The following is a 20,767-nucleotide window of genomic DNA, read 5'->3' as shown; positions in this document are numbered from 1 at the left end:
GAGCATAAGCATCAACCTGCCACTGATGACATTGTCGAAGAAAAACGGGACAACCCGTTTGATGTTTTGGCAAGTTTGAAGGGTAAACTTAACTAATTTTTGTGTTATACTGTTAAGTATAAGACAACTGAATTTGTTCTGATCCATTTTTTCGATCTTTGTAAGGAGCCATCATGGCCGTTCAGCAAAACCGTAAAAGTCGCTCTCGCCGTGACATGCGCCGTTCACATGACGCTTTAACCGAGAATGCATTAACTGTAGACCAAGCTACTGGCGAGACTCACCGTCGTCACCACGTATCTAAAGATGGTATCTACCGTGGTCGCCAATTATTCGCTAAAGCATCTGCTGAATAATTGATGATGTATTAAGCGTCAAGCTTAGTAGAAAAAATGGGAGCGTTAAGCTCCCTTTTTTTATGGCTTCTTTTTGTTGTATTTGGCAATTACCAAAACAAAAATTAAGTGTTAAATTCCGTTCCGTAAATAAGCTTACATAAGTGTCTGTTGGTTATTTAACCGGTTGTTGAATAACAACAGCACTTCATTAAAGGATTTTTTTATGTCTGCTAAACAACTCGAGCAAGTCGCTCAGGCAACAAAAACAGCATTTGTATTTCCGGGTCAGGGCTCACAAAAAGTCGGTATGCTCGCAGATTTGGCTGAACAGTTTAGTAGCGTGACAGAAACTTTTGCAGAAGCATCGGCAGCTGTAGGTTTTGACCTATGGCAGATCGCACAAAGCGGCGAAGGTTTGAATCAGACTGAATTTACCCAGCCGGTATTGCTCACCGCAAGTATTGCGCTTTGGCGTGTGTGGTTGGAGTTGGGTGGGGTAGCGCCAAAATATCTTGCAGGACACTCACTCGGTGAATACAGCGCACTGGTTGCTGCTGGGTCAATGAGCTTGGGTGATGCGGTAAAACTGGTAAATTTACGCGGTAAATTGATGCAAGACGCTGTTCCTCAAGGTCAGGGTGCAATGGCGGCTATTTTAGGGTTTGATGATGCTCAAGTGATTGAGCTTTGCGCGCAAGCCAGTACTGCCGGTCAAGGCAGCGTAGAAGCAGCCAATTTCAATGCACAAGGCCAAGTGGTCATTGCCGGTGATAAAGCAGCAGTAGAAGCGGTAATGGCTGCTGCAAAAGAACAATCAGGTAAAGCCATTGCATTACCGGTTTCTGTTCCATCGCATTGTTCACTGATGAAACCGGCTGCTGACAAATTTGCACAAGCTTTGGAACAAACTGCCATTGAGCTACCTGGCCTTCCTGTAATACAAAATGTCAACGCGGAAATCGCGACAGATGTAGCAGGATTACGTCAGGCATTGACGGCACAATTGTATCAATCTGTGCAATGGACCAAGACCATGCAGTTCCTTCAAGATCAAGGAGTGCAGTATGTGGTTGAATGTGGTCCGGGCAATGTACTGGCTAACCTTGCGAAGCGTTTACCAAATATCGAAAAAGCATTCCCACTCGACAGCAAGAGTCGTATGGAAGATGCACTTAACGCCATTTTAGTGGCTGAAGGAAAAATTGCATGACACAGGAACGCAAAGTCGCATTAGTGACAGGCGCGAGCAGAGGGATTGGTGCAGCCATCGCTCAGCAATTGATTCAAGACGGTTATTTTGTCGTAGGTACAGCAACCAGCGAAGCAGGGGCAGAAAAATTATCTGCAAGTTTTGCGGAAAATGGTGCTGGTGCAGTGCTAGATGTGCGTGAAGCGACTGCTATTGATGCATTAGTTACAGATATTGAACAAAAATATGGTCCTGTTCTTGTATTAGTCAATAATGCTGGCATTACCAAAGATAATTTGTTACTTCGTATGTCTGAAGATGACTGGGATGACATTCTCAATATTCATTTGAAAGCCGTATACCGCCTGTCTAAACGTGTTTTAAAAGGCATGACCAAAGCACGTTTCGGCCGCATTATTAACATCAGTTCTGTCGTGGCACACTTTGCAAACCCGGGCCAAGCCAACTATTCTGCTGCCAAAGCAGGGATTGAGGCGTTTGGTCGCAGCCTTGCAAAAGAAATGGGCAGCCGTCAAATTACTGTGAATGCTGTGGCGCCCGGCTTTATTGCGACAGAAATGACTGAACAATTAAGCGAAGACATTCGCAAGAAAATGAGTGATCAAGTGGCATTGAACCGTTTAGGTGATCCGCAAGATATCGCACATGCCGTGAGTTTTTTAGCGAGCGAAAAAGCGAGTTATATCACTGGTACTGTTTTACATGTAAATGGTGGTTTATACATGAGCTAATTGGCTGATGTATAAACTTTGCAAAAATTATATATTCAATTAAACTAACGGCATTAAAAACGCCACAAGCAATGAGGAGAATTCCTGTGAGCGATATCGAACTACGTATCAAACAAGCGGTTGCAGAACAACTTGGTCTTAAAGCTGAAGAGATTAAAAACGAAGCATCTTTCATGGATGACTTAGGTGCTGACTCTTTGGACTTAGTTGAGCTTGTTATGTCTTTCGAAAATGATTTTGACATCACTATCCCTGATGAAGATTCTAACGAAATCACAACTGTTCAATCAGCTATTGACTATGTTTCTAAGAAACTAGGTTAATTGTTGTTTCAGCTCTGCTGAATATGAAGAAGCCACCTTTTAGGTGGCTTTTTTATTGACTCACCAAAATGACAATTACATATCTTTACTGTTGCTTGACCAAAGACAACCTTCCTATGAATAAATTTTATGTATAAAAAAGGATGCCGTTTCAAATCGCATGAATAATAATGATGGAGAAGTACAATGGGTCTTTTTGATTTTGTAAAAGGTATTGGTAAAAAAAATACAGCACCAGCAGAACCACAGCCAGCTCCGGCCACACCTACCACTCCAGCAGAACCTTCTGCACAAGAAATCGCAAACAAGCTTCTGGGACATATCAAAGCGTTAGGCTTGCCTGTAAAAGGGCTATCTGTCAGTTATAACGGAAATAGCGATCTGGCGACCATTAAAGGACAAGTACAAAGCCAGGCAGACCGCGAAAAAATTGTATTAGCCGTCGGAAATGTAGATCATGTCGCGAAAGTGGATGATCAGATGACTGTTGCAACGCCAGAACCTGCAAGTAAATTCTATACGGTTAAATCGGGCGATACCCTGTCCAAGATTTCAAAAGAATATTATGGCGATGTCAATCAATATAACAAAATATTTGAGGCTAACCGTCCATTATTAAAAGATGCGGATGATATTTTTCCTGGTCAAGTATTGCGTATTCCGACTTAAGTTTGACACTATGAAAAAGGCGCTTTGAGCGCCTTTTTTATCGTAATTTGTGTTGTAGTTTAAGCCGGGCAAGTTGTTTCTTATCTAAAAATTTTTTAGGGTCCAAATAATAGTGTTGCACCAGAATCTGAATCAATTTTCTGCGATTCTCTTTGTTGAACATATTCAGGTCAATATGTGCCATTTTGTATTGCTTGCGAAACTCAGGTTTTAAAATAAAGCCGATACTACTCGTTTTCCACTGTTGCTCTTGGCTAGAGAGTTGTACTCCAGATGAGTTAAGGGCGCGATATTTTAATATGTGGGAAGAGTAAAGCTGAGTCCTTAACAGCTTATTGCGTTGCACCAGTTTCTTGAGCTTTATTCCAAAACTTTGAATAGAGATGGTTTGGCTGGTCACTACCAATTTCATATTCATTGCCATCAATGCCAGCATCAGGAGAACAGGACCATGAACCAGCCCGACATGGATTGATGCAATAAATACTGCATCAGACTGCTCAAATCCTGAACCAGAGCAAAAGGACTAACTGAGTGCTGTGCTAAAACAATCAATATGGCAGGAATAAAGATTAACCCGATAAAATAACGGGGCAGATAATGACATTGAAATAGTGGATATTCAGTTGCTATGTCCATGAATCATCACCTTTCAAGAAAAGTATAAATAGGGCGTGAAGGCTATTTTTATTGCAATGGCTGTTCCATGCTGGTACAGATATTGCCTAACAGGATTATGAATTTACTTCTGATAATTAATGCTATTTAATTTTTTTAATGCTTTTTTAGTATCCTGTTTTCTTTTAACACTTTATTTTAAGTTTTTGAGTTTACAAGGATTTATCTATTTTGTTGTAGATTTGAATAGGAAGGTAAATGCTGTTGTTGATTGATTAACTAGCTACTTTTGAATGTTTTCTATGATATTTGGATTTCTATATTTAAGGGCAATATGAACTTGATGGGTTATATCGCTATACAGACCAAATTAATGAAATTTTTCAGGCACAAATTTTGCTGGTTGTTATTCAAATTATTTGAATGAACGGTAAAAAATGAGCTATCAAATTCATCCTTGTACAGAAAATTCAGCAGCAGATTTTATAATTTTATCATCCGGTCTGGGCGGGCATGCCAGTTACTGGAAAGCTCAAATTGAAGCATTCATCCCATATTTTCATGTTTTAACTTATGATCAGGAAGGTTGTCATGCCGATTCCTCCATTTTGCCAGATCACTATACAATTACCGATATGGCAGCACAGTTGCTGGGCATTCTAAAACGGGAAAAAATCCAGTCTTTTCATTTTATTGGACATGCAATTGGCGGGTTTATTGGTGCGGAACTGGCGCTAGCTATAAACGCATCGGAATTGAAACTACTCAGCCTGACCTGTATTAATTCGTGGGATAAACTCGATCCACATACCCAAAAATGTTTTGAAGCCCGGATTCATTTATTAAAGTCAGCAGGTGCTGAAGCTTATGTCCGAGCACAGGGGTTATTTTTATATCCACCGGCATGGACTTCAACACATCATCAACATTTAACAACTTTAGAAAATCTTCAGCTTGAAGATTTTCCACCTTCAGAAAATGTGCTCAAGCGAATTCAGGCAGCACAGCAATTTAAAATCAATGATCAGCATAGGCAGGTTTTAGAGCATAGCCAACTGCATTTTATTGCCAATCAGGATGATTTTTTGGTTCCTGTACATAAGTCGGGTGATTTAAAGCAACGACTTGGTCATGGGCAACTCAGTATTTTGGCCTCAGGTGCACATGCATCCACAGTCACAGAGCCTGAATTGCTTAATAAAACCATGCTGCAATTTTTTCAACATCATTTTTTAAAAGTAACTTCACTGTCGAATTAAGCAGGCTTATTTATAGCAATAACCGGTAAATTTTTTATTCAACCGTGATTCCTAAAATCGCGGTTTTTTTATTGATTTTTAGCTCAAAAATTCCAGTATTGCTAAATAATGAATGTATGGTTTTTTATCAAAGAATGCATTTTTTTGGAGCTGTCATTCCTATAACGGTGCACTGTTTTAAAAGTTTATTTTACTATTTGATAAAATAAATAAATTATAAATATTTGATAAATAATAATTAAAAATATTTGGCACAGAATATGCTAAATATTAATTATAACAAACCCAAGACAGTTGCTTAAAGCATATTGATAACCAGATGGTAAAAAAAGAGGTATGAGAAATGAAAATAGGCGTCTTTTGTCCAATCGGAAATAATGGCTGGACAAAAGACAAAAATGCACCGCAATATAAACCAAGTTTTGAAATGAACAAGCAAATTGTACAGCGTGCAGAACATTATGGATTTGACTTTGCACTTTCGATGATCAAGCTGCGCGGCTTTGGTGGGAAAACCGAATTTTGGGATCATAACCTCGAAACATTTACCTTAATGGCAGGCCTTGCTGCGGTGACCAGCAAAATTAAAATTTATGCTACTGCGGCAACTTTGGTGATGCCGCCTGCGATTGTAGCCCGTATGGCATCGACCAGTGATTCCATTTCAAATGGACGTTTCGGTCTGAATGTGGTGACTGGCTGGCAAGCACCAGAATATAAACAGATGGGTATGTGGCCAGGCGATGAATACTTCGCAAAACGTTATGACTATTTGTCTGAATATGTCGAAATTTTACGTGAACTTTGGGCAACCGGAAAATCGGACTTTAAAGGTGAGCATTTTCAAATGGAGGATTGCCGGGTCAGTCCGTTACCGCAAGCAGACATGAAAATCATCTGCGCAGGACAATCCGATACCGGACTGGAATTCTCGGCCAAATATGCAGACTATAACTTTGTTTTTGGTAAAGGTTTAAATACACCAACCGCTTATGCAGACATCAATGACCGCTTAAAGGCACATACAGACAAAACCGGACGCGATGTACAAACCTATGTGCTGTTTATGGTGATTGCCGCAGAAACTGATGAAGAAGCTTTTGCAAAATGGCAAAGCTACAACGATGGGGCAGATGTCGAAGCGATTAACTGGCTTATGAACCAAGGTGGTAAAGATACCAAATCCGGTGCTGATACCAATATTCGTCAAATGGCGTCTAGTGTATCTCCAGTCAATATCAACATGGGAACCATTGTCGGCTCTTTTGAAAACGTTGCAAAAATGCTGGATGAAATTGGTGAAATCGACGGAACCGAAGGCATTCTTTTAACCTTTGATGATTTTATTCAAGGCGTAGAGGATTTCGGTCAAAAAATTCAACCGTTAATGAAATGTCGTGAGCATATTGTCATTGAAGCTGATGCGACTCAAATCCCAACGTTGGAGAAATCAGCATGAATACAAATGAATCCTTGGAAAATGTGGTCTGTACCGGATTTACCCAAGCCGCAGGTACTGGAAAAGTTCTAAAGGCTGAACCTGAAGCAATTCAGCTAGCGCCCGAGCAAACCGCATTAATTGTGATTGACATGCAGAATGCCTATACCTCCAAAGGCGGCTATTTAGACTTGGCAGGTTTTGATGTTTCAAAAACCAAGCCGGTGGTGGAGAACACCAAAAAAGCAGTTGATGCAGCGCATGCATCAAATATTCAAGTGATTTATTTTAAAAATGGCTGGGATGATCAGTATGTAGAAGCGGGTGGAGTGAATTCTCCCAATTTTCATAAATCCAATGCCTTAAAAACCATGCGTAAAAACCCTGAATTACAGGGAAAATTACTCGCTAAAGGCGGCTGGGACTTTGAACTGATTGATGAACTCAAACCCTTGGCGCAAGACATCGTGATTGAAAAACCACGTTATAGCGGTTTCTTTAATACGGCGCTGGACAGCATGTTACGTAGCAAAGGTATTCGGAATCTGGTGTTTGTGGGGATTGCCACCAATGTCTGTGTCGAGTCGACTTTAAGAGATGGCTTTTTCCTGGAGTATTTTGGCGTAGCACTGGACGATGCCTGTTATCAGGCTGGGCCGGTGGAAGCACATGCAGCCAGTCTGTATAACATCAAAACCTTCTTTGGCTGGGTATCCGATACGCAAAATTTCGTCGAAACCTTTCAATCCAAATCACACATCTTAGAAAAATCAGCTTAAGTCGCTAAAGGGGAAAACACATGCCTAAAGAAATTATTTTACCCGCAGGTACAGGAAAACCATTGGCACCGTACGTGCCGGCAACCAAAGCGGACAATATTGTTTACGTGTCAGGTACTTTGGCTTTTGATGAAAATAACAATGTCGTGCATGTCGGCGATGCTGCTGCACAAACCCGTCACATTTTGGAAACCATTAAAAAAGTGCTTGAAACGGCAGGCGGCAGCATGGATGACGTGACCTTTAATCATGTCTTTGTCAAAGACTGGGCGGATTATGCTGCCATCAATACTGTCTATGCCGAATATTTCCCGGGCGATAAACCGGCACGCTATTGCGTACAAACTGGCTTGGTGAAACCGGATGCTTTAGTTGAAATTGCATCTATTGCCCATGTTTAAATGATGAAAATTTTTAAGAAAACAGATCTAACCAGAGATCAATAAAGGACAAAGCTGAAATTCAGTTTGAATGATCAAGAGTCGAATTTCAGTGATGGAGGTGATGATGAACAGCAAAATCATGGCAGTTCAGTCTGCAAAAGATTTACTACAGCATGCACAAAATTTTCAAATGACTGCTGATGACGCACATACACAAATTGCTTCGTCTACTTTTAGACAAGGGATGTCCAATTTAGGTGCAGCCGTCAATGTAATTACCACAGATGGTGCAGCGGGGCAGGCCGGTTTTACCGCTTCCGCTGTGTGTAGTGTCACTGATTCGCCGCCAACCTTATTGGTGTGTTTAAACCGTTCGGCGTCTGTATTTGAAACCTTTAAATGCAACCAGGTACTATGTGTAAATACTCTTGCTGCACATCACACTGAATTATCAAATGTTTTTGGTGGGAAAACGCCAATGTCGGAACGATTCTTGCGTGGAAAATGGTCAACACTGATCACACAAGCGCCTGTATTGGAAGATGCATTGGTGTCGTTTGATTGTGAAATAGTGCAAAGCATGTCGGTCGGCAGTCACGATGTACTGATTTGTCAGGTCAAAGCCATGAAACAAAATGAAGGCAAGAATGCATTGATGTATTTCAACCGTGCTTATTGTGAGCCGCAACCCATGAATTAATCCATTATCCTAATTAAGGGGAGGGGAAACCCATGCAAAAAAAAGAATCGTGGTTTCCGAAATTTAAGCCTTACCAAGGCAATCTAGATACAACACCAGTACAGGTAGATGAATATTTACCTGCGGGGAAAAGTATAGTTTTAGGCTTGCAACACGCTTTTGCCATGTTTGGGGCAACGGTGCTTGCACCTTTGTTGATGGGTTTTGATCCGAACTTAACCATTTTAATTACCGGGATCGGAACCATTTTATTTTTCCTGATTACCGGCGGCCGCATGCCGAGTTATCTGGGATCGAGCTTTGCTTTTATTGGTGCAGTTGCTGCAGCAACCGGTTATGCCGGTGCAGGATCTAACCCAAATATTGCCTTGGCGCTGGGCGGAACCATTGTCTGTGGTCTGATTTATGCGGGTATTGGTCTGATTGTCATGAAAACCGGGACCAGCTGGATTGAAAAACTGATGCCACCGATTGTCACAGGTGCCATTGTGATGATCATTGGTTTGAATCTTGCACCCGTGACCATTAAAAGTGTCTCTGCAAGTTCATTCGATACCTGGATGGCAGTGGTCACCATTATCTGTATTAGTGTCGTGGCCGTATTTACCCGTGGCATGGTGCGCCGTTTATTACTTTTAATCGGTATTGTGGCTGCCTATTTTATTTATTTCCTGATGACCAATGTCATGGGTTTCGGCACACCGATTAATTTCACTGCTGTTTCTGAAGCTGCCTGGCTTGGCTTACCGACTTTGCATAGTCCTGTGTTTAATGCCAATGCCATTTTATTGATTGCACCAGTTGCGCTGATTTTGGTTGCAGAAAACTTGGGCCACTTTAAAGCAGTTTCGGGCATGACAGGCAAAAATCTTGATCCATATATGGGGCGTGCATTCTTTGCAGACGGTATATGTACTTCAATGTCTGCATCGGTTGGTGGTACAGGTATGACCACGTATGCTGAAAATATTGGCGTTATGGCCGTCACTAAAGTCTATTCAACGACAATTTTTGTGGTGGCAGGTCTGTTTGCCATTTTACTGGGTTTGTCACCTAAATTTGGTGCCGTGATTAGTACCATTCCAGTGGCATTATTGGGCGGTGCATCGATCATGGTATTTGGTTTGATTACCGTAGCTGGTGCAAAAATCTGGATTGATAACAAAGTCGATTTCACCAAAAACAGCACGTTAATTATTGCTGCGGTCAGCCTGATTATGGGCGCAGGGAACTTCAGTTTAAAAATTGGGATTTTCGATTTAGGTGGTATTGGAACCGCAACTTTAGCAGCGATTGTACTGAATCTGTTTTTAAATCGTGGTGAAGAAAAAACCAGTTCCAGCAGTGAAAATACAGAAACCTCGGCTACCCCTGTAGTTAACCCTTAGGAGGATATTTTGAGTCAGACAATTGCATTTATTGGACTCGGGGCAATGGGATGGTATATGGCCTCCCATCTTCCTAAACTTGGACATGAAGTTTGGGTCTGGAATAGAACCCCCTCCAAAGCAGTTCATCATTCGATTAGCTTTCAAACGCAATCTGTCGATATCGAAAAAGCAGTCCAAGCTGATTATATATTTTCATGTTTACCGACCAGTGCGGATGTAGAGCAATTGATTGCCGCATATCCACCCAAGTCAGGCAGTATCTGGATTGATTGCACCAGTGGTGTTCCACAATCCGCACAACAGTTAAGTCGAGCTTTAAAAAAAATAGGGGTCGAATATCTGGATGCACCGGTTTCAGGTCAAACCATCGGCGCTGAAAAAGGTACTTTAACCGTAATGATTGGTGGCGATGCGGATGCTTTTGATAAAGCTAAACCGATCATTGCTGCATTTTCAGGTCTCATTGAATATGTCGGCGAAAGCGGTTCTGGCTTCGCGGTAAAAGCAATTAACAATACCTTGATGGCCACCCATTTATGGGCTTTGGCAGAAGGTCTAACGGTATTGAAATCAAAAGGCGTGAATTTGTCAGCAGCTTTGAACTGTATTAATCATTCCAGTGGTAAAAGCAGCATGTCTGAAAATATTATGGCGCAGCGGGTCCTCAGTCGAAGTTTTGATAAAACCTTTGCGCTGGATTTGTTGCAAAAAGATATTGGCATTGCAGTAGATTTGATCCAGCAAGAGTCATTGCAGCTTCCAAGTATGTACCTGATTCAGGAGCAATTTACCCACTTTGAAAAAGATGAGGCGAGTCAACTGGATTTTTCTGCTGCTGTGCAAAGTTTGGAAAAAATCAATCAAATCGAGTTGCAATAATTATAGCGACGCTTAAATCATTCATTAAAAACCCGGATTAAAAGTCCGGGTTTTTTATTTGAAGTGCTTTGGGCATTCGGTTATTTAACTGGTCTGTTTTATACAATGCCAGAACAAAGATTAATTGTACTTACTAGGAAGATATTCTCCGAATAAGCTGCCTATCGATACCTGTTTTAAATGTGTACAATTAACCTATAATTTAAAAGTGAATATAAATAAAAATAAGGGGATGTATGAAAGGGCAGATATTGGATTTTTCTATTCAGAGCAATTCTGGCGTAATCAGTGGTGATGATCAAAACCGTTATCAGTTTTCTGGTGCAAGCTGGCGTGGGCAAGTTCCACCTACACGCGGTCAGAAAGTTGATTTTACCGTGGATGGAACGGGTCAGGCCAATGATATTTATGTACTGAGTTCAGCTTCAGTATTTCCTACTCAAGTGGGCGAGAAAAACAGAATTATTGCAGCAATTTTGGCTTTTTTTCTTGGCGGCTTCGGGGTTCATAAATTTTATTTGGGGCAAATTGGCTGGGGCATTGTTTATCTGATTTTCTGCTGGACTTTTATTCCTACCTTGGTCGCTTTCATCGAATTTATTATTTATTTGTGTACCTCAGACGAAGAATTCGCCCGAAAATATGGCTAAATTTTGGTTGTAAAAAGGGCGATATCGCCCTTTTTTTATCTGATTTATTTGGCAGGTTGACCCCATTTATTCGTTTCTTGCTTAGTTTCTGTTGCCAGCCAAACAATTAATAAAATAGTACCAATTAGAGGAATAAGTGCAATTAAGAACCACCAACCTGAACGACCTGTATCATGTAAGCGTCGAACTGCTACTGCAAGGCTTGGAATAAAGAGTGCCAAGACCACAATTGCATAAAAGACAAATTCAGTACCGAGGATGGTATCAATGATTTGAGCAATAACTAAAATAATAAATTGAACCAAGGCAAAGAACCAGTATTCTTTACGACGTGCACGTCCTGTAAAAGTCGCATAATTCTTGAGACATTTGACAAACCAGTCAATCATATTAAATTGTTCTTCAGCTTTATTCTGATCAGAAAGTTTGTCTAATTGATTGGAAATATTTTGCACCGGATTGCTGTGACCTAATGCTGTAAAGATTTGAATTGCGTTACCTGTTGTACTATCGATATCAAAATCTACCCGATCGCCACGTGCAGGTGGACGTTGTCCACGCCATTCTGCACCCGTGAAATTGTAGCGGTTCTGGTCGTCCGCACTGATAATGCCTGTATTGGTTTGGATGGAAAAATCCAAAATACTTCCTTTCATTTTAGCCTCTGTGATTTTATGGGTATTAAGTTATAAAATTAGTGTTGTTATTCACTTTCATAATAACAGAACAGTTTAAAAATTAAACTGATTATTTGTCCTTAAGTTGCTGTATTACTATTGTTTTTTATATTAATTTTATCTTTTGATAAAAAAATCCCGCGACAGACGCGGGATTTTTTGAATCTTTCAATTACCAGCTTAACGCACCACCAGTTTGGTAGTCTGTTACGCGAGTTTCAAAGAAGTTCTTCTCTTTACGCAAGTCCATCATTTCTGACATCCACTGGAATGGGTTATTCACACCAGCGAACTGTTCAGGCAAGCCAAGTTGCGCTAAACGACGGTTTGCGATGAACTTCAAGTATTCTTCCATCATCCCAGCATTCATGCCAAGTACACCGCGTGGCATAGTGTCACGTGCGTATTCGATTTCCAGCATGGTACCTTCCAGAATCATTTGAATGATTTCTTCCTGGAATTCTGTAGTCCAAAGATTCGGGTTTTCAATCTTGATCTGGTTGATCATATCGATACCGAAGTTCAGGTGCATTGACTCATCACGCAGGATGTACTGGAATTGCTCAGCAACACCATTCATCTTGTTACGGCGGCCCATAGACAGAATCTGGCTGAAACCACAGTAGAAGAAGATACCTTCAAGGACACAGTAGAACGCGATCAGGTTGCGAAGCAAAATCTGGTCGTTTTCAGGTGTGCCGGTTTTGAATGTTGGATCACTCAATTGTTGCGTGTATTTCAAGCCCCAAGCCGCTTTACGCGCCACTGAAGGTACTTCGCGGTACATGTTGAAGACTTCGCCTTCGTCCATACCCAAAGATTCGATACAGTACTGGTAAGCGTGTGTATGAATCGCTTCTTCAAATGCTTGACGCAAGATGTACTGACGGCATTCAGGATTGGTAATGTGACGGTAAATCGCCAGTACCAGGTTGTTTGCAACCAATGAATCGGCTGTCGAGAAGAAACCAAGCGAACGCATGACAATGGTACGCTCATCTTCGGTCAAGCCATTTTCAGACTTCCAAAGCGCGATGTCGTGGTTCATGTTGACTTCTTGCGGCATCCAGTGGTTAGCACACCCGTCTAGATACTTCTGCCAAGCCCATTCGTATTTGAATGGAACAAGCTGGTTCAAGTCTGCACGACAGTTAATCATTGCCTTGTCGTCAACTTGAACACGTTGTGCGCCCATTTCAAGTTCTTCCAGACCTGGAGCAACATCAAGCTGTTCTAGGGAAGCAGATGCTCTTGCCAATGAATCGGTTGGATTTGATCCTCGGTTTTGAGTGGCTCTAAGGGGTTGTGCAGCTGCCACATTCGACGGTGCGTTGTGTGCATCAGATACCATCTGTGAATTAGACGCTTTTTGCGTTTCGACGGGCGCAGACTTGTGTTCAGGTGCAGCCGGTTTTTGCGAATCATCTTCGAAATCGTCCCAACTTAGGATAGACATATCAATTCTCTCTTCGATGCTTATATCTGTTATCAGACATCTCACAAACGAAGATGTCTACTATACGCTTATTCTGTGTAAGCAAAATTAAGTTTTGTCGATTACTGCTCTAAAGTTATTCGGTAGAGCACCTATTCTCACGACTTATTTTGATTACGTTGCTGCGCGCGGATCTTGAACCATGCATAGGTGATCGGCACATAAAAGCAAACAATAAAGGAAACCATCAAGGCAATAAGTCCTAACATATAGTTATGGGTCATATGGAGCATGGCGGGTTTCCTTTATTTATATTTTTTTAATCCCCCTAAATCCCCCTTTTTCAAAGGGGGACTTGCATCTCGCCATTTGCTTCGAGGAATCTCCCTCCTTTATTAAAGGAGGGCTGGAGAGGATTTAAAAACTGTCAGATTACTGACAAGCCTCACAATCAGGGTTGTCAATTGAACATGCCATTGGCACTGGAGCGGCTTGAGCAAAATCTTCCTCAGCAGGCGCTTCAGCTTTTACTTCAGGCGCTACCGCAGCAGTTACAGGAGCTGCAACAGTTGCAGGTTTAACTGCGTTCAATGCACCTGTGTTAATCGTCGATTTCTCTGCAGAAGTTGCACCCAATGCACGGAGGTAATAAGTCGTCTTAAGACCACGTAACCATGCCATTTTGTATGTCAGGTCAAGTTTCTTACCGTTTGCACCAGAGATGTAAAGGTTCAATGACTGTGCTTGGTCGATCCATTTTTGACGGCGTGATGCAGCATCCACAATCCAGCGTGGCTCAACTTCAAACGCAGTCGCGAAGATGGCTTTCAATTCTTCAGGAATACGTGAAATTTTCTGAACTGAACCTTCAAAATGTTTCAGGTCGTTCACCATCACTGAATCCCAAAGACCACGATCTTTTAACGCACGTACCAGGTACGGGTTGATCACTGTGAATTCACCAGAAAGGTTAGATTTCACATACAGGTTTTGGAATGTTGGTTCGATCGACTGAGAAACACCGCAGATGTTCGAAATGGTTGCAGTTGGAGCAATCGCCATCACGTTCGAGTTACGCATACCGTCTTTTTGAACTTTGGCACGTAAAGTGTCCCAATCCAGACGTTGTGTACGGTCTACTTCAAACATACGTTCTGGACGTGATTTCGCAACGATATCTAAAGAATCGATCGGCAAGATACCTTGATCCCAAAGTGATCCTTTAAATGTTTCGTAAGTACCACGTTCAATTGCAAGATCGCTAGAGGTTTGAATCGCGTAGTAAGAAATCACTTCCATAGATTCGTCAGCGAAATCTACAGCTTCATCAGAACCGTAAGCCAGTTTCATTTCATACAGTGCATCCTGGAAGCCCATGATACCCATACCGACTGGACGGTGTTTCAGGTTCGAGTTCTTCGCTTGTGGAACAGCGTAGTAGTTGATGTCAATCACGTTATCCAGCATACGAACTGCAGTTTTTACAGTACGTGCCAGTTTTTCGCGATCTAACACACCGCCTTGAACGTGTTGTACCAGGTTAATCGAACCTAAGTTACATACCGCAATTTCGTCTTTACTTGTGTTTAGTGTAATTTCTGTACACAAGTTAGATGAATGCACTACACCAACATGTTGTTGTGGTGAACGCAAGTTACATACGTCTTTGAATGTGATCCACGGGTGACCAGTTTCAAACAACATAGACAACATTTTGCGCCATAAGTCTTTCGCACGGACTTTCTTATGCAGCATGTCTGTTTCTTTCGCGATTGCTTCGTAGTGCGCATAACGCTCAGCAAACTCTGCACCGGTCAAATCATGAAGATCTGGTGTTTCAGAAGGAGTGAACAGAGTCCATTCAGCATCTTCAAATACACGTTGCATGAACAGGTCTGGAACCCAGTTCGCAGTGTTCATGTCATGGGTACGACGACGGTCATCACCGGTGTTCTTACGCAGTTCCAGGAATTCTTCGATGTCAAGATGCCAGGTTTCAAGGTATGCACATACTGCACCTTTACGCTTACCACCTTGGTTTACCGCAACAGCGGTATCGTTTGCCACTTTAAGGAATGGAACAACACCTTGCGACTTACCGTTTGTGCCTTTGATGTACGAGTTCAAGGCACGAACTGGAGTCCAGTCATTACCTAAACCGCCTGCCCATTTAGACAGCATTGCGTTATCACGCATTGCGCCATAAATATCAAACAGGTCATCATCAATTGTGGTCAAGTAGCAGCTAGATAACTGTGGACGAAGCGTACCTGAGTTAAACAGGGTAGGCGTCGACGCCATGTAATCAAAGCTAGACAATAAGTTATAGAACTCGATTGCACGGTCTTCACGGTTTTCTTCGTTGAGCGATAGACCCATTGAAACACGCATAAAGAACAATTGCGGAAGTTCAAAACGTACGCCATCTGAATGGATGAAGTAACGGTCAAATAAAGTTTGTAGACCCAGGTAAGTAAACTGGTTAGAGCGTTCCGGTTGAATCGCTGCAGCCAATTTTGCCAGGTCAAAGTTAAGTAATTCTGGAGAAAGCAGCTCAAGCTCGATCCCTTTCTTCAAGAAAGTTTCAAGTGCATCGCCTTCATTGGTCTCTGTAGAAAGGCCTAAGAACTCAAGACCTGTAGCAACCAAATTGTCACGAAGTAAACGTGCAGTCACATAGGTATAGTTAGGTTCTTGCTCAATACGGGTACGCGTCGCCATCATCATTGTTGTAGAGATGTCAGACTCTTTTACGCCGTTATAAAGATTTTTTACGGTTTCATCGACAATGGCTTTAACGTCAATACCTTCCAAGCCTTCAGCTGCTTTTGCCACATGCGCTTCTAAAGCACTAAGGTCAAGCGGTTTAAACTGGCCATTTGCACCAATCACTTGCAAGGTAGGATGATGATGAGCGCCAGTCTGCTTACGTGCTTCAGAACGTTGTTCGCGGTAGATGACATACGCACGAGCTACTTTTTGTTCACCTGTACGCATGAGCGCAAGTTCAACCTGGTCTTGAATTTCTTCAATGTGAATGGTGCCGCCTGACGGTAAGCGACGGTTAAACGTGTTCATTACCATCTCGGTCAGCTGCTCGATACGATCATGAATACGGCTAGAGTCAGCACTTTGCTGGCCTTCTACCGCCAAAAAAGCTTTACCTATTGCTACAGAAATTTTTTCTGCATCAAAAGTGGCAACATCACCGGTGCGTTTAATCACCTGAAGTTGACCAGGAGTTGAAGTGATTACGCTCATTGTGGCATAGCTCCATTGTCATCTATTGTTTTATATGTGTGGACCATTTGAACTGGACGAAATCTCATCTCAGTATTTGATGATTAAACACAAGAACTAGTGGTTTAAAATCGGAATAAGCACAAGATACGGGAAAATTGAGGGTAGATCAATATTGACATTTCTTTAAAATTTTTGATTGAACTCTGCAATGATCCTTTGCAAAAACATCCCTTTTTTTATGTTTCTTGTAGAAGCCTTATCAGACAAGGGCATAGCATAGCAAAGCTAAAAAAATGTGCTTATAGATAACATTGTGGATAACTTAAAAGAAGTGATCTAACTAGTCAGAAACTGTGCAAACAGACGAGCGGTTTAAAAAATATGCATTTTGTAACTATTTATTTCTAAAAATTATCTTAAAATCATGGTAATGTGAAAATTCCAATGAATTCAATGGTTAAAAAAAATATAACAAAATGCTACTTTGATGTATCAGTTTGGTGAACGCCATCTTGTTTACAATGTAAACGTGTGTATATTGCTGAATATATTAAAGCGTATCCAGTGGATTTTTAAGGATACCTTAATCAAATAAGGATACCTTACTCCAATATAAAGGGGCAGTTTATGAGCCAAGAAGAAAAGTTACCTAAAATTTTAATTGTTGAAGATGATGAACGTCTTGCACGTTTGACTCAAGAATACCTTATCCGTAATGGATTGGAGGTTGGGGTAGAACCTGACGGTAATCGCGCAATCCGTCGTATTATTGCTGAACAACCAGATTTGGTGGTACTTGATGTGATGTTGCCAGGTGCAGATGGTTTAACCATTTGTCGTGAAGTACGTCCACATTATCATCAACCGATTTTAATGTTAACGGCGCGTACTGAAGACATGGATCAGGTTTTAGGACTGGAAATGGGCGCAGATGACTACGTAGCCAAACCGGTTCAACCTCGTGTATTGCTTGCCCGTATTCGTGCCTTATTGCGCCGTACTGACAAAGCCCCTGAAGATGAAGTGGCTCAACGTATAGAATTTGATGATCTGGTGATTGATAATGGTGGTCGTTCAGTGACCTTGAATGGCGAGCTGGTCGATTTTACCAGCGCTGAATATGACCTGTTATGGTTATTGGCTTCGAATGCGGGTCGCATTCTTTCCCGTGAAGATATTTTTGAGCGTCTGCGCGGTATTGAGTATGATGGCCAGGATCGTTCAATTGATGTGCGTATTTCACGTATCCGTCCAAAAATTGGCGATGATCCTGAAAATCCAAAACGTATTAAAACAGTGCGCAGTAAAGGCTATTTGTTTGTTAAAGAAACAGGTCTTTAAGCTCTGCCGCTAATTTTATAGGATTACTGAGTGTTTAAACACAGCATATTTCTGCGCATCTACGCAGGGCTGGTCATTTTGGTTGCCTTGGTGGCCTTATTTGGCTATCTGTTGGTTCAAATTATCAATTACCAACGTGCGCAGGAATATCGTGAATCTTTAACCGATGGTATTTCTTATATCATTAGCGAGGGGATTGCACGGCAGCCGAACGAGCAGCAGAAAAAAGACTGGATTTCTGATGCTTCGGATTTGCTTGAATTGCCAATTTATTATGTTGATGCGGCTAAGGTGGATTTGTCCCGTGCCGAAAAAAAACGGATTGAAGAGCGTAAAGCCGCAGTCCGTTATGATGCGGAAAATTCCATTGCTTATATCATCATTGGCTTGAAAGATGATCCCCAGCATTTGCTGTATGTAAAAGTGAATAAAATAGGCGAACGCCAAATGAAAGCGTTGCCTATTTTTATTCTGGATTATCTGGTCTATTACCCTGGGCAAGAAAAAGAATATCTCGCCAAAATTCAATCGAATTTCTCTTATCCCATTGCCATTGAAAAAGTTCAAAAGCTTCCGCTTGATTCTGAACAGATTGGCCGACTTCGCTTGGATCACAGTATTATTCTGTACCGTGACAACGCTTCGGTTCGGGGTACAACTATTTCGATTGTTTCACCTATGCCGAGTTCCCCTTCAGAGGTGTTGGTACTAGGTCCTGTGCCTTTATTTAACTGGATGCCTTTCCAGTTGGCTGCCGGGATTACCTTGCTGAGCTTGTTTGTATTAAGCCTTGGGGTGTATGGGTTGCTGGTGCCGATGCAGCGTCGTTTGCGCGAAGTTAATTATGCCTTGCACCGGATGAAATCCGGTGACATGACCTTGCGTTTGCCGGTCGATGGTACTGATGAAATGGCCAGTCTGGCAACCAATTACAACAGTATGTCGGATCATATCCAACGTCTAATTGAAGCACAGCGCGAGCTGATGCGTGCGGTTTCGCATGAACTTCGGACACCGGTGGCGCGTATCCGTTTTGGTATGGAAATGTTGGCTGAAGAAGATGACTATGAATATCGCTTACAGCAGGTAGAACAGATTGATAAGGATATTGAAGCACTCAATACCCTGATTGATGAAATCATGACCTATGCAAAACTGGAGCAGGGTACACCTTCTCTGGATTTTGAAGAAATTGTTTTGTTTGAAGTGTTGGATCAGGTCGTGATTGAAACTGCAGCACTGAAAACTCAAAAAGAAATTGAACTGAAAGCGCCCCCTATTAATGTAATTGTGGAGGCCGAACGTCGTTACTTGCACCGTGTGGTACAAAATTTGGTCGGCAACGCCGTTCGCTACTGTGACAATAAAGTAATTGTCAGTGGCGGGATTAATGAAAAAGGCTTGGCCTATGTTCGAGTTGAAGATGATGGTGCCGGTGTGCCAGAAGAAGAACGGCAGCGCATCTTTGAGGCCTTTGCCCGTTTGGATGACAGTCGTACCCGTGCTTCAGGAGGCTATGGCTTGGGGTTGTCGATTGTCAGCCGGATTGCTTACTGGTTTGGTGGAACCATTGAAGTCGATCAGAGTCCAGTATTAGGCGGGGCGCGTTTTACCATGTCATGGCCTGTGCAAAGCTTCAATAAAAGCAAAAAGAAAACCAGTATTTTAAAAGATGGTATGGAATCTTAAATATAACGTTTGAAATAAAAAAGCACCGTATTCAGTGCTTTTTTTATGATTTACTCATGGCTGGTTGCATCGGGTTCAATCAGCTTTTTCCCCTGTTTTAAGTTGTCGAGTGCATCTGCATTAAAATCTAGCAGCAAAGAATTGTTTTTAGCATCAATTGCATAATGACTAATTAATTTCTGGTCCCCATTTAATGTTTCAACTTTATATTCATCCACAATATTTAAAATTGCCTCTAGATTCGTGGTTGCAGAAGCAAAGTCCTGACGGAAAAGATCATAGATATCGCGCAGGTCAAAAATAGCGTCACGTGCATCGGGGTGTTTCTCGATATATCGTTCCACATGACGCACGAGCAGTTGGGCAAAAAAGAAATATTCTGATTCGTGGGTATAATCTAAACTCATGTGTTTGCTCCTTATTCTTTGTTTTTGCGATATACATAGGAATAGCATAAATAGAGCAGCAAGCGCATCTATAGACGCATTCAAGTTGCAAAAAAATACACAAAATATAAGAGCAAAAAGTCAGGTTTGTGCTCTTATGTAGAGGTAAGCTGTTTTAAGTGAGTCATATGCAAAAGTGTCTTGGCTTTAAGTCAGAATTGCACAAGTAAGCACAAGAATGTTGAAAAATATAAAAACAGAAAACCAGAATAATTTCCACATTAAACCCTATAGCCATTTATGGGTTTGGCCGTAGTCTGAGCAATAAGCTCAAATGTACAAAGTTTCAGGATGAATCAAAGTGACTCTATGGAAGTTTTTTCTGCTCAAAAGGTGCGTAGAGTTTATAAATTTGAAAAAAATAATTAATTTTCTTTTTTTGATTTAATAAAACGATTGCAACAGAAATAAAGGGGCTGAGGCTTTGAAAAAAAACTCCTTTGAATAAAAAATCATCCAAAAGACTAAGGCTTATAAGCTAGCAAGTGAAATCATAAATCAGGTACAATTGGCGGGATTAATTTTGTGTTTGGTGTATTTGAAGGCCAATACATACATTCTTTGTTAA

The 20,767-nt window shown here is 41.5% G+C and carries 22 protein-coding genes and 1 pseudogene; 16 read left to right on the top strand and 7 right to left on the bottom strand.

Going from position 1 to position 20,767, the window contains the following annotated elements; all coding sequences use genetic code 11:
• From B2Y23_RS11340 to lysM, 6 genes and pseudogenes are all read left to right on the top strand, one after another.
• A pseudogene (locus B2Y23_RS11340) lies at window positions 1–96 on the top strand (hypothetical protein); the annotation flags it as partial.
• A gap of 77 nt (window positions 97–173) precedes the next feature.
• Window positions 174–356, top strand: coding sequence for a 50S ribosomal protein L32 (gene rpmF / locus B2Y23_RS11335; protein ID WP_004279227.1), 183 nt, complete (start codon window positions 174–176; stop codon window positions 354–356).
• Window positions 357–561: 205 nt separating this feature from the next.
• The gene (gene fabD, locus B2Y23_RS11330; protein WP_291370864.1) at window positions 562–1,548 is read left to right on the top strand and encodes an ACP S-malonyltransferase; all 987 of its coding nucleotides are present in this window, start codon (window positions 562–564) and stop codon (window positions 1,546–1,548) included.
• Window positions 1,545–2,279 carry a 3-oxoacyl-ACP reductase FabG gene (gene fabG / locus B2Y23_RS11325; RefSeq protein ID WP_291370862.1) on the top strand — a complete coding sequence of 245 codons (735 nt, stop codon included), beginning with the start codon at window positions 1,545–1,547 and terminating at the stop codon, window positions 2,277–2,279. Before fabD ends, fabG begins: the two co-directional genes overlap by 4 nt.
• Window positions 2,280–2,365: 86 nt before the next feature.
• On the top strand, window positions 2,366–2,602 hold the full coding sequence (gene acpP, locus B2Y23_RS11320; RefSeq protein WP_004651013.1) for an acyl carrier protein: 237 nt from the start codon (window positions 2,366–2,368) through the stop codon (window positions 2,600–2,602).
• A 186-nt stretch (window positions 2,603–2,788) separates the two neighbouring features.
• Window positions 2,789–3,271 carry a peptidoglycan-binding protein LysM gene (gene lysM, locus B2Y23_RS11315; protein ID WP_291370860.1) on the top strand — a complete coding sequence of 161 codons (483 nt, stop codon included), beginning with the start codon at window positions 2,789–2,791 and terminating at the stop codon, window positions 3,269–3,271.
• Window positions 3,272–3,308: 37 nt separating this feature from the next.
• Here the strand turns inward: lysM and B2Y23_RS11310 are convergent, their stop codons facing one another.
• Both B2Y23_RS11310 and B2Y23_RS11305 read right to left on the bottom strand, forming a co-directional pair.
• Window positions 3,309–3,707, bottom strand: coding sequence for a hypothetical protein (locus tag B2Y23_RS11310; RefSeq protein ID WP_291370858.1), 399 nt, complete (start codon window positions 3,705–3,707; stop codon window positions 3,309–3,311).
• Complete coding sequence (locus B2Y23_RS11305; protein WP_291370857.1) at window positions 3,707–3,910, bottom strand: hypothetical protein; 204 nt, start codon at window positions 3,908–3,910, stop codon at window positions 3,707–3,709. Before B2Y23_RS11305 ends, B2Y23_RS11310 begins: the two co-directional genes overlap by 1 nt.
• Before the next feature lie 416 nt (window positions 3,911–4,326).
• Between B2Y23_RS11305 and rutD the strand changes: the two genes are divergently transcribed.
• The 8 genes from rutD to B2Y23_RS11265 all read left to right on the top strand — a co-directional run bounded on the left by rutD (window position 4,327) and on the right by B2Y23_RS11265 (window position 11,368).
• Entirely contained in the window at window positions 4,327–5,148 is an 822-nt protein-coding gene (gene rutD / locus B2Y23_RS11300; RefSeq protein ID WP_291354327.1) for a pyrimidine utilization protein D, read from the top strand.
• A gap of 343 nt (window positions 5,149–5,491) precedes the next feature.
• A complete protein-coding gene (rutA, locus tag B2Y23_RS11295; RefSeq protein ID WP_291370854.1) occupies window positions 5,492–6,607 on the top strand; it encodes a pyrimidine utilization protein A in 1,116 nt (371 codons plus the stop codon).
• The gene (rutB, locus tag B2Y23_RS11290; protein ID WP_291370852.1) at window positions 6,604–7,365 is read left to right on the top strand and encodes a pyrimidine utilization protein B; all 762 of its coding nucleotides are present in this window, start codon (window positions 6,604–6,606) and stop codon (window positions 7,363–7,365) included. The genes rutA and rutB overlap by 4 nt, the downstream gene beginning before the upstream one ends.
• A gap of 20 nt (window positions 7,366–7,385) precedes the next feature.
• Complete coding sequence (rutC, locus tag B2Y23_RS11285; RefSeq protein WP_291354330.1) at window positions 7,386–7,766, top strand: pyrimidine utilization protein C; 381 nt, start codon at window positions 7,386–7,388, stop codon at window positions 7,764–7,766.
• Between the two features lie 172 nt (window positions 7,767–7,938).
• Window positions 7,939–8,448 carry an NADH-dependent FMN reductase RutF gene (gene rutF / locus B2Y23_RS11280; RefSeq protein ID WP_312159151.1) on the top strand — a complete coding sequence of 170 codons (510 nt, stop codon included), beginning with the start codon at window positions 7,939–7,941 and terminating at the stop codon, window positions 8,446–8,448.
• Between the two features lie 32 nt (window positions 8,449–8,480).
• The gene (gene rutG / locus B2Y23_RS11275; protein WP_291370850.1) at window positions 8,481–9,836 is read left to right on the top strand and encodes a pyrimidine utilization transport protein G; all 1,356 of its coding nucleotides are present in this window, start codon (window positions 8,481–8,483) and stop codon (window positions 9,834–9,836) included.
• Window positions 9,837–9,845: 9 nt separating this feature from the next.
• Window positions 9,846–10,718: an NAD(P)-dependent oxidoreductase gene (locus B2Y23_RS11270; protein WP_291370848.1), complete on the top strand. Its 873-nt coding sequence runs from the start codon at window positions 9,846–9,848 to the stop codon at window positions 10,716–10,718.
• Window positions 10,719–10,954: 236 nt separating this feature from the next.
• Complete coding sequence (locus B2Y23_RS11265; protein WP_291370846.1) at window positions 10,955–11,368, top strand: TM2 domain-containing protein; 414 nt, start codon at window positions 10,955–10,957, stop codon at window positions 11,366–11,368.
• 44 nt (window positions 11,369–11,412) lie between these two features.
• Here the strand turns inward: B2Y23_RS11265 and B2Y23_RS11260 are convergent, their stop codons facing one another.
• The 4 genes from B2Y23_RS11260 to B2Y23_RS11245 all read right to left on the bottom strand — a co-directional run bounded on the left by B2Y23_RS11260 (window position 11,413) and on the right by B2Y23_RS11245 (window position 16,741).
• Window positions 11,413–12,024, bottom strand: coding sequence for a DUF805 domain-containing protein (locus B2Y23_RS11260; protein WP_291370844.1), 612 nt, complete (start codon window positions 12,022–12,024; stop codon window positions 11,413–11,415).
• A gap of 193 nt (window positions 12,025–12,217) precedes the next feature.
• The gene (locus B2Y23_RS11255; protein WP_291370842.1) at window positions 12,218–13,501 is read right to left on the bottom strand and encodes a ribonucleotide-diphosphate reductase subunit beta; all 1,284 of its coding nucleotides are present in this window, start codon (window positions 13,499–13,501) and stop codon (window positions 12,218–12,220) included.
• 137 nt (window positions 13,502–13,638) lie between these two features.
• The gene (locus tag B2Y23_RS11250) at window positions 13,639–13,773 is read right to left on the bottom strand and encodes a hypothetical protein (protein WP_291354337.1); all 135 of its coding nucleotides are present in this window, start codon (window positions 13,771–13,773) and stop codon (window positions 13,639–13,641) included.
• 139 nt (window positions 13,774–13,912) lie between these two features.
• On the bottom strand, window positions 13,913–16,741 hold the full coding sequence (locus B2Y23_RS11245; protein WP_291370840.1) for a ribonucleoside-diphosphate reductase subunit alpha: 2,829 nt from the start codon (window positions 16,739–16,741) through the stop codon (window positions 13,913–13,915).
• A 609-nt stretch (window positions 16,742–17,350) separates the two neighbouring features.
• On the opposite strand from B2Y23_RS11245, the gene bfmR reads away from it, so the two are divergent.
• Together bfmR and bfmS are read left to right on the top strand one after the other, a co-directional pair.
• The gene (gene bfmR / locus B2Y23_RS11240) at window positions 17,351–18,064 is read left to right on the top strand and encodes a response regulator transcription factor BfmR (protein WP_086196042.1); all 714 of its coding nucleotides are present in this window, start codon (window positions 17,351–17,353) and stop codon (window positions 18,062–18,064) included.
• A 30-nt stretch (window positions 18,065–18,094) separates the two neighbouring features.
• The gene (gene bfmS, locus B2Y23_RS11235) at window positions 18,095–19,753 is read left to right on the top strand and encodes a sensor histidine kinase BfmS (RefSeq protein WP_291354339.1); all 1,659 of its coding nucleotides are present in this window, start codon (window positions 18,095–18,097) and stop codon (window positions 19,751–19,753) included.
• Window positions 19,754–19,803: 50 nt separating this feature from the next.
• Here the strand turns inward: bfmS and B2Y23_RS11230 are convergent, their stop codons facing one another.
• A complete protein-coding gene (locus B2Y23_RS11230) occupies window positions 19,804–20,160 on the bottom strand; it encodes a hypothetical protein (RefSeq protein WP_291354340.1) in 357 nt (118 codons plus the stop codon).
• Between the last annotated feature and the right edge of the window lie 607 nt (window positions 20,161–20,767).

It is taken from the genome of Acinetobacter sp. UBA5934 (assembly GCF_002430855.1).
In the GTDB taxonomy this organism is placed as follows: Bacteria; Pseudomonadota; Gammaproteobacteria; order Pseudomonadales; family Moraxellaceae; genus Acinetobacter.
The sequence above is the reverse complement of the archived record's forward strand: the minus strand, read 5'-3'. Positions and strand labels throughout refer to the sequence as shown.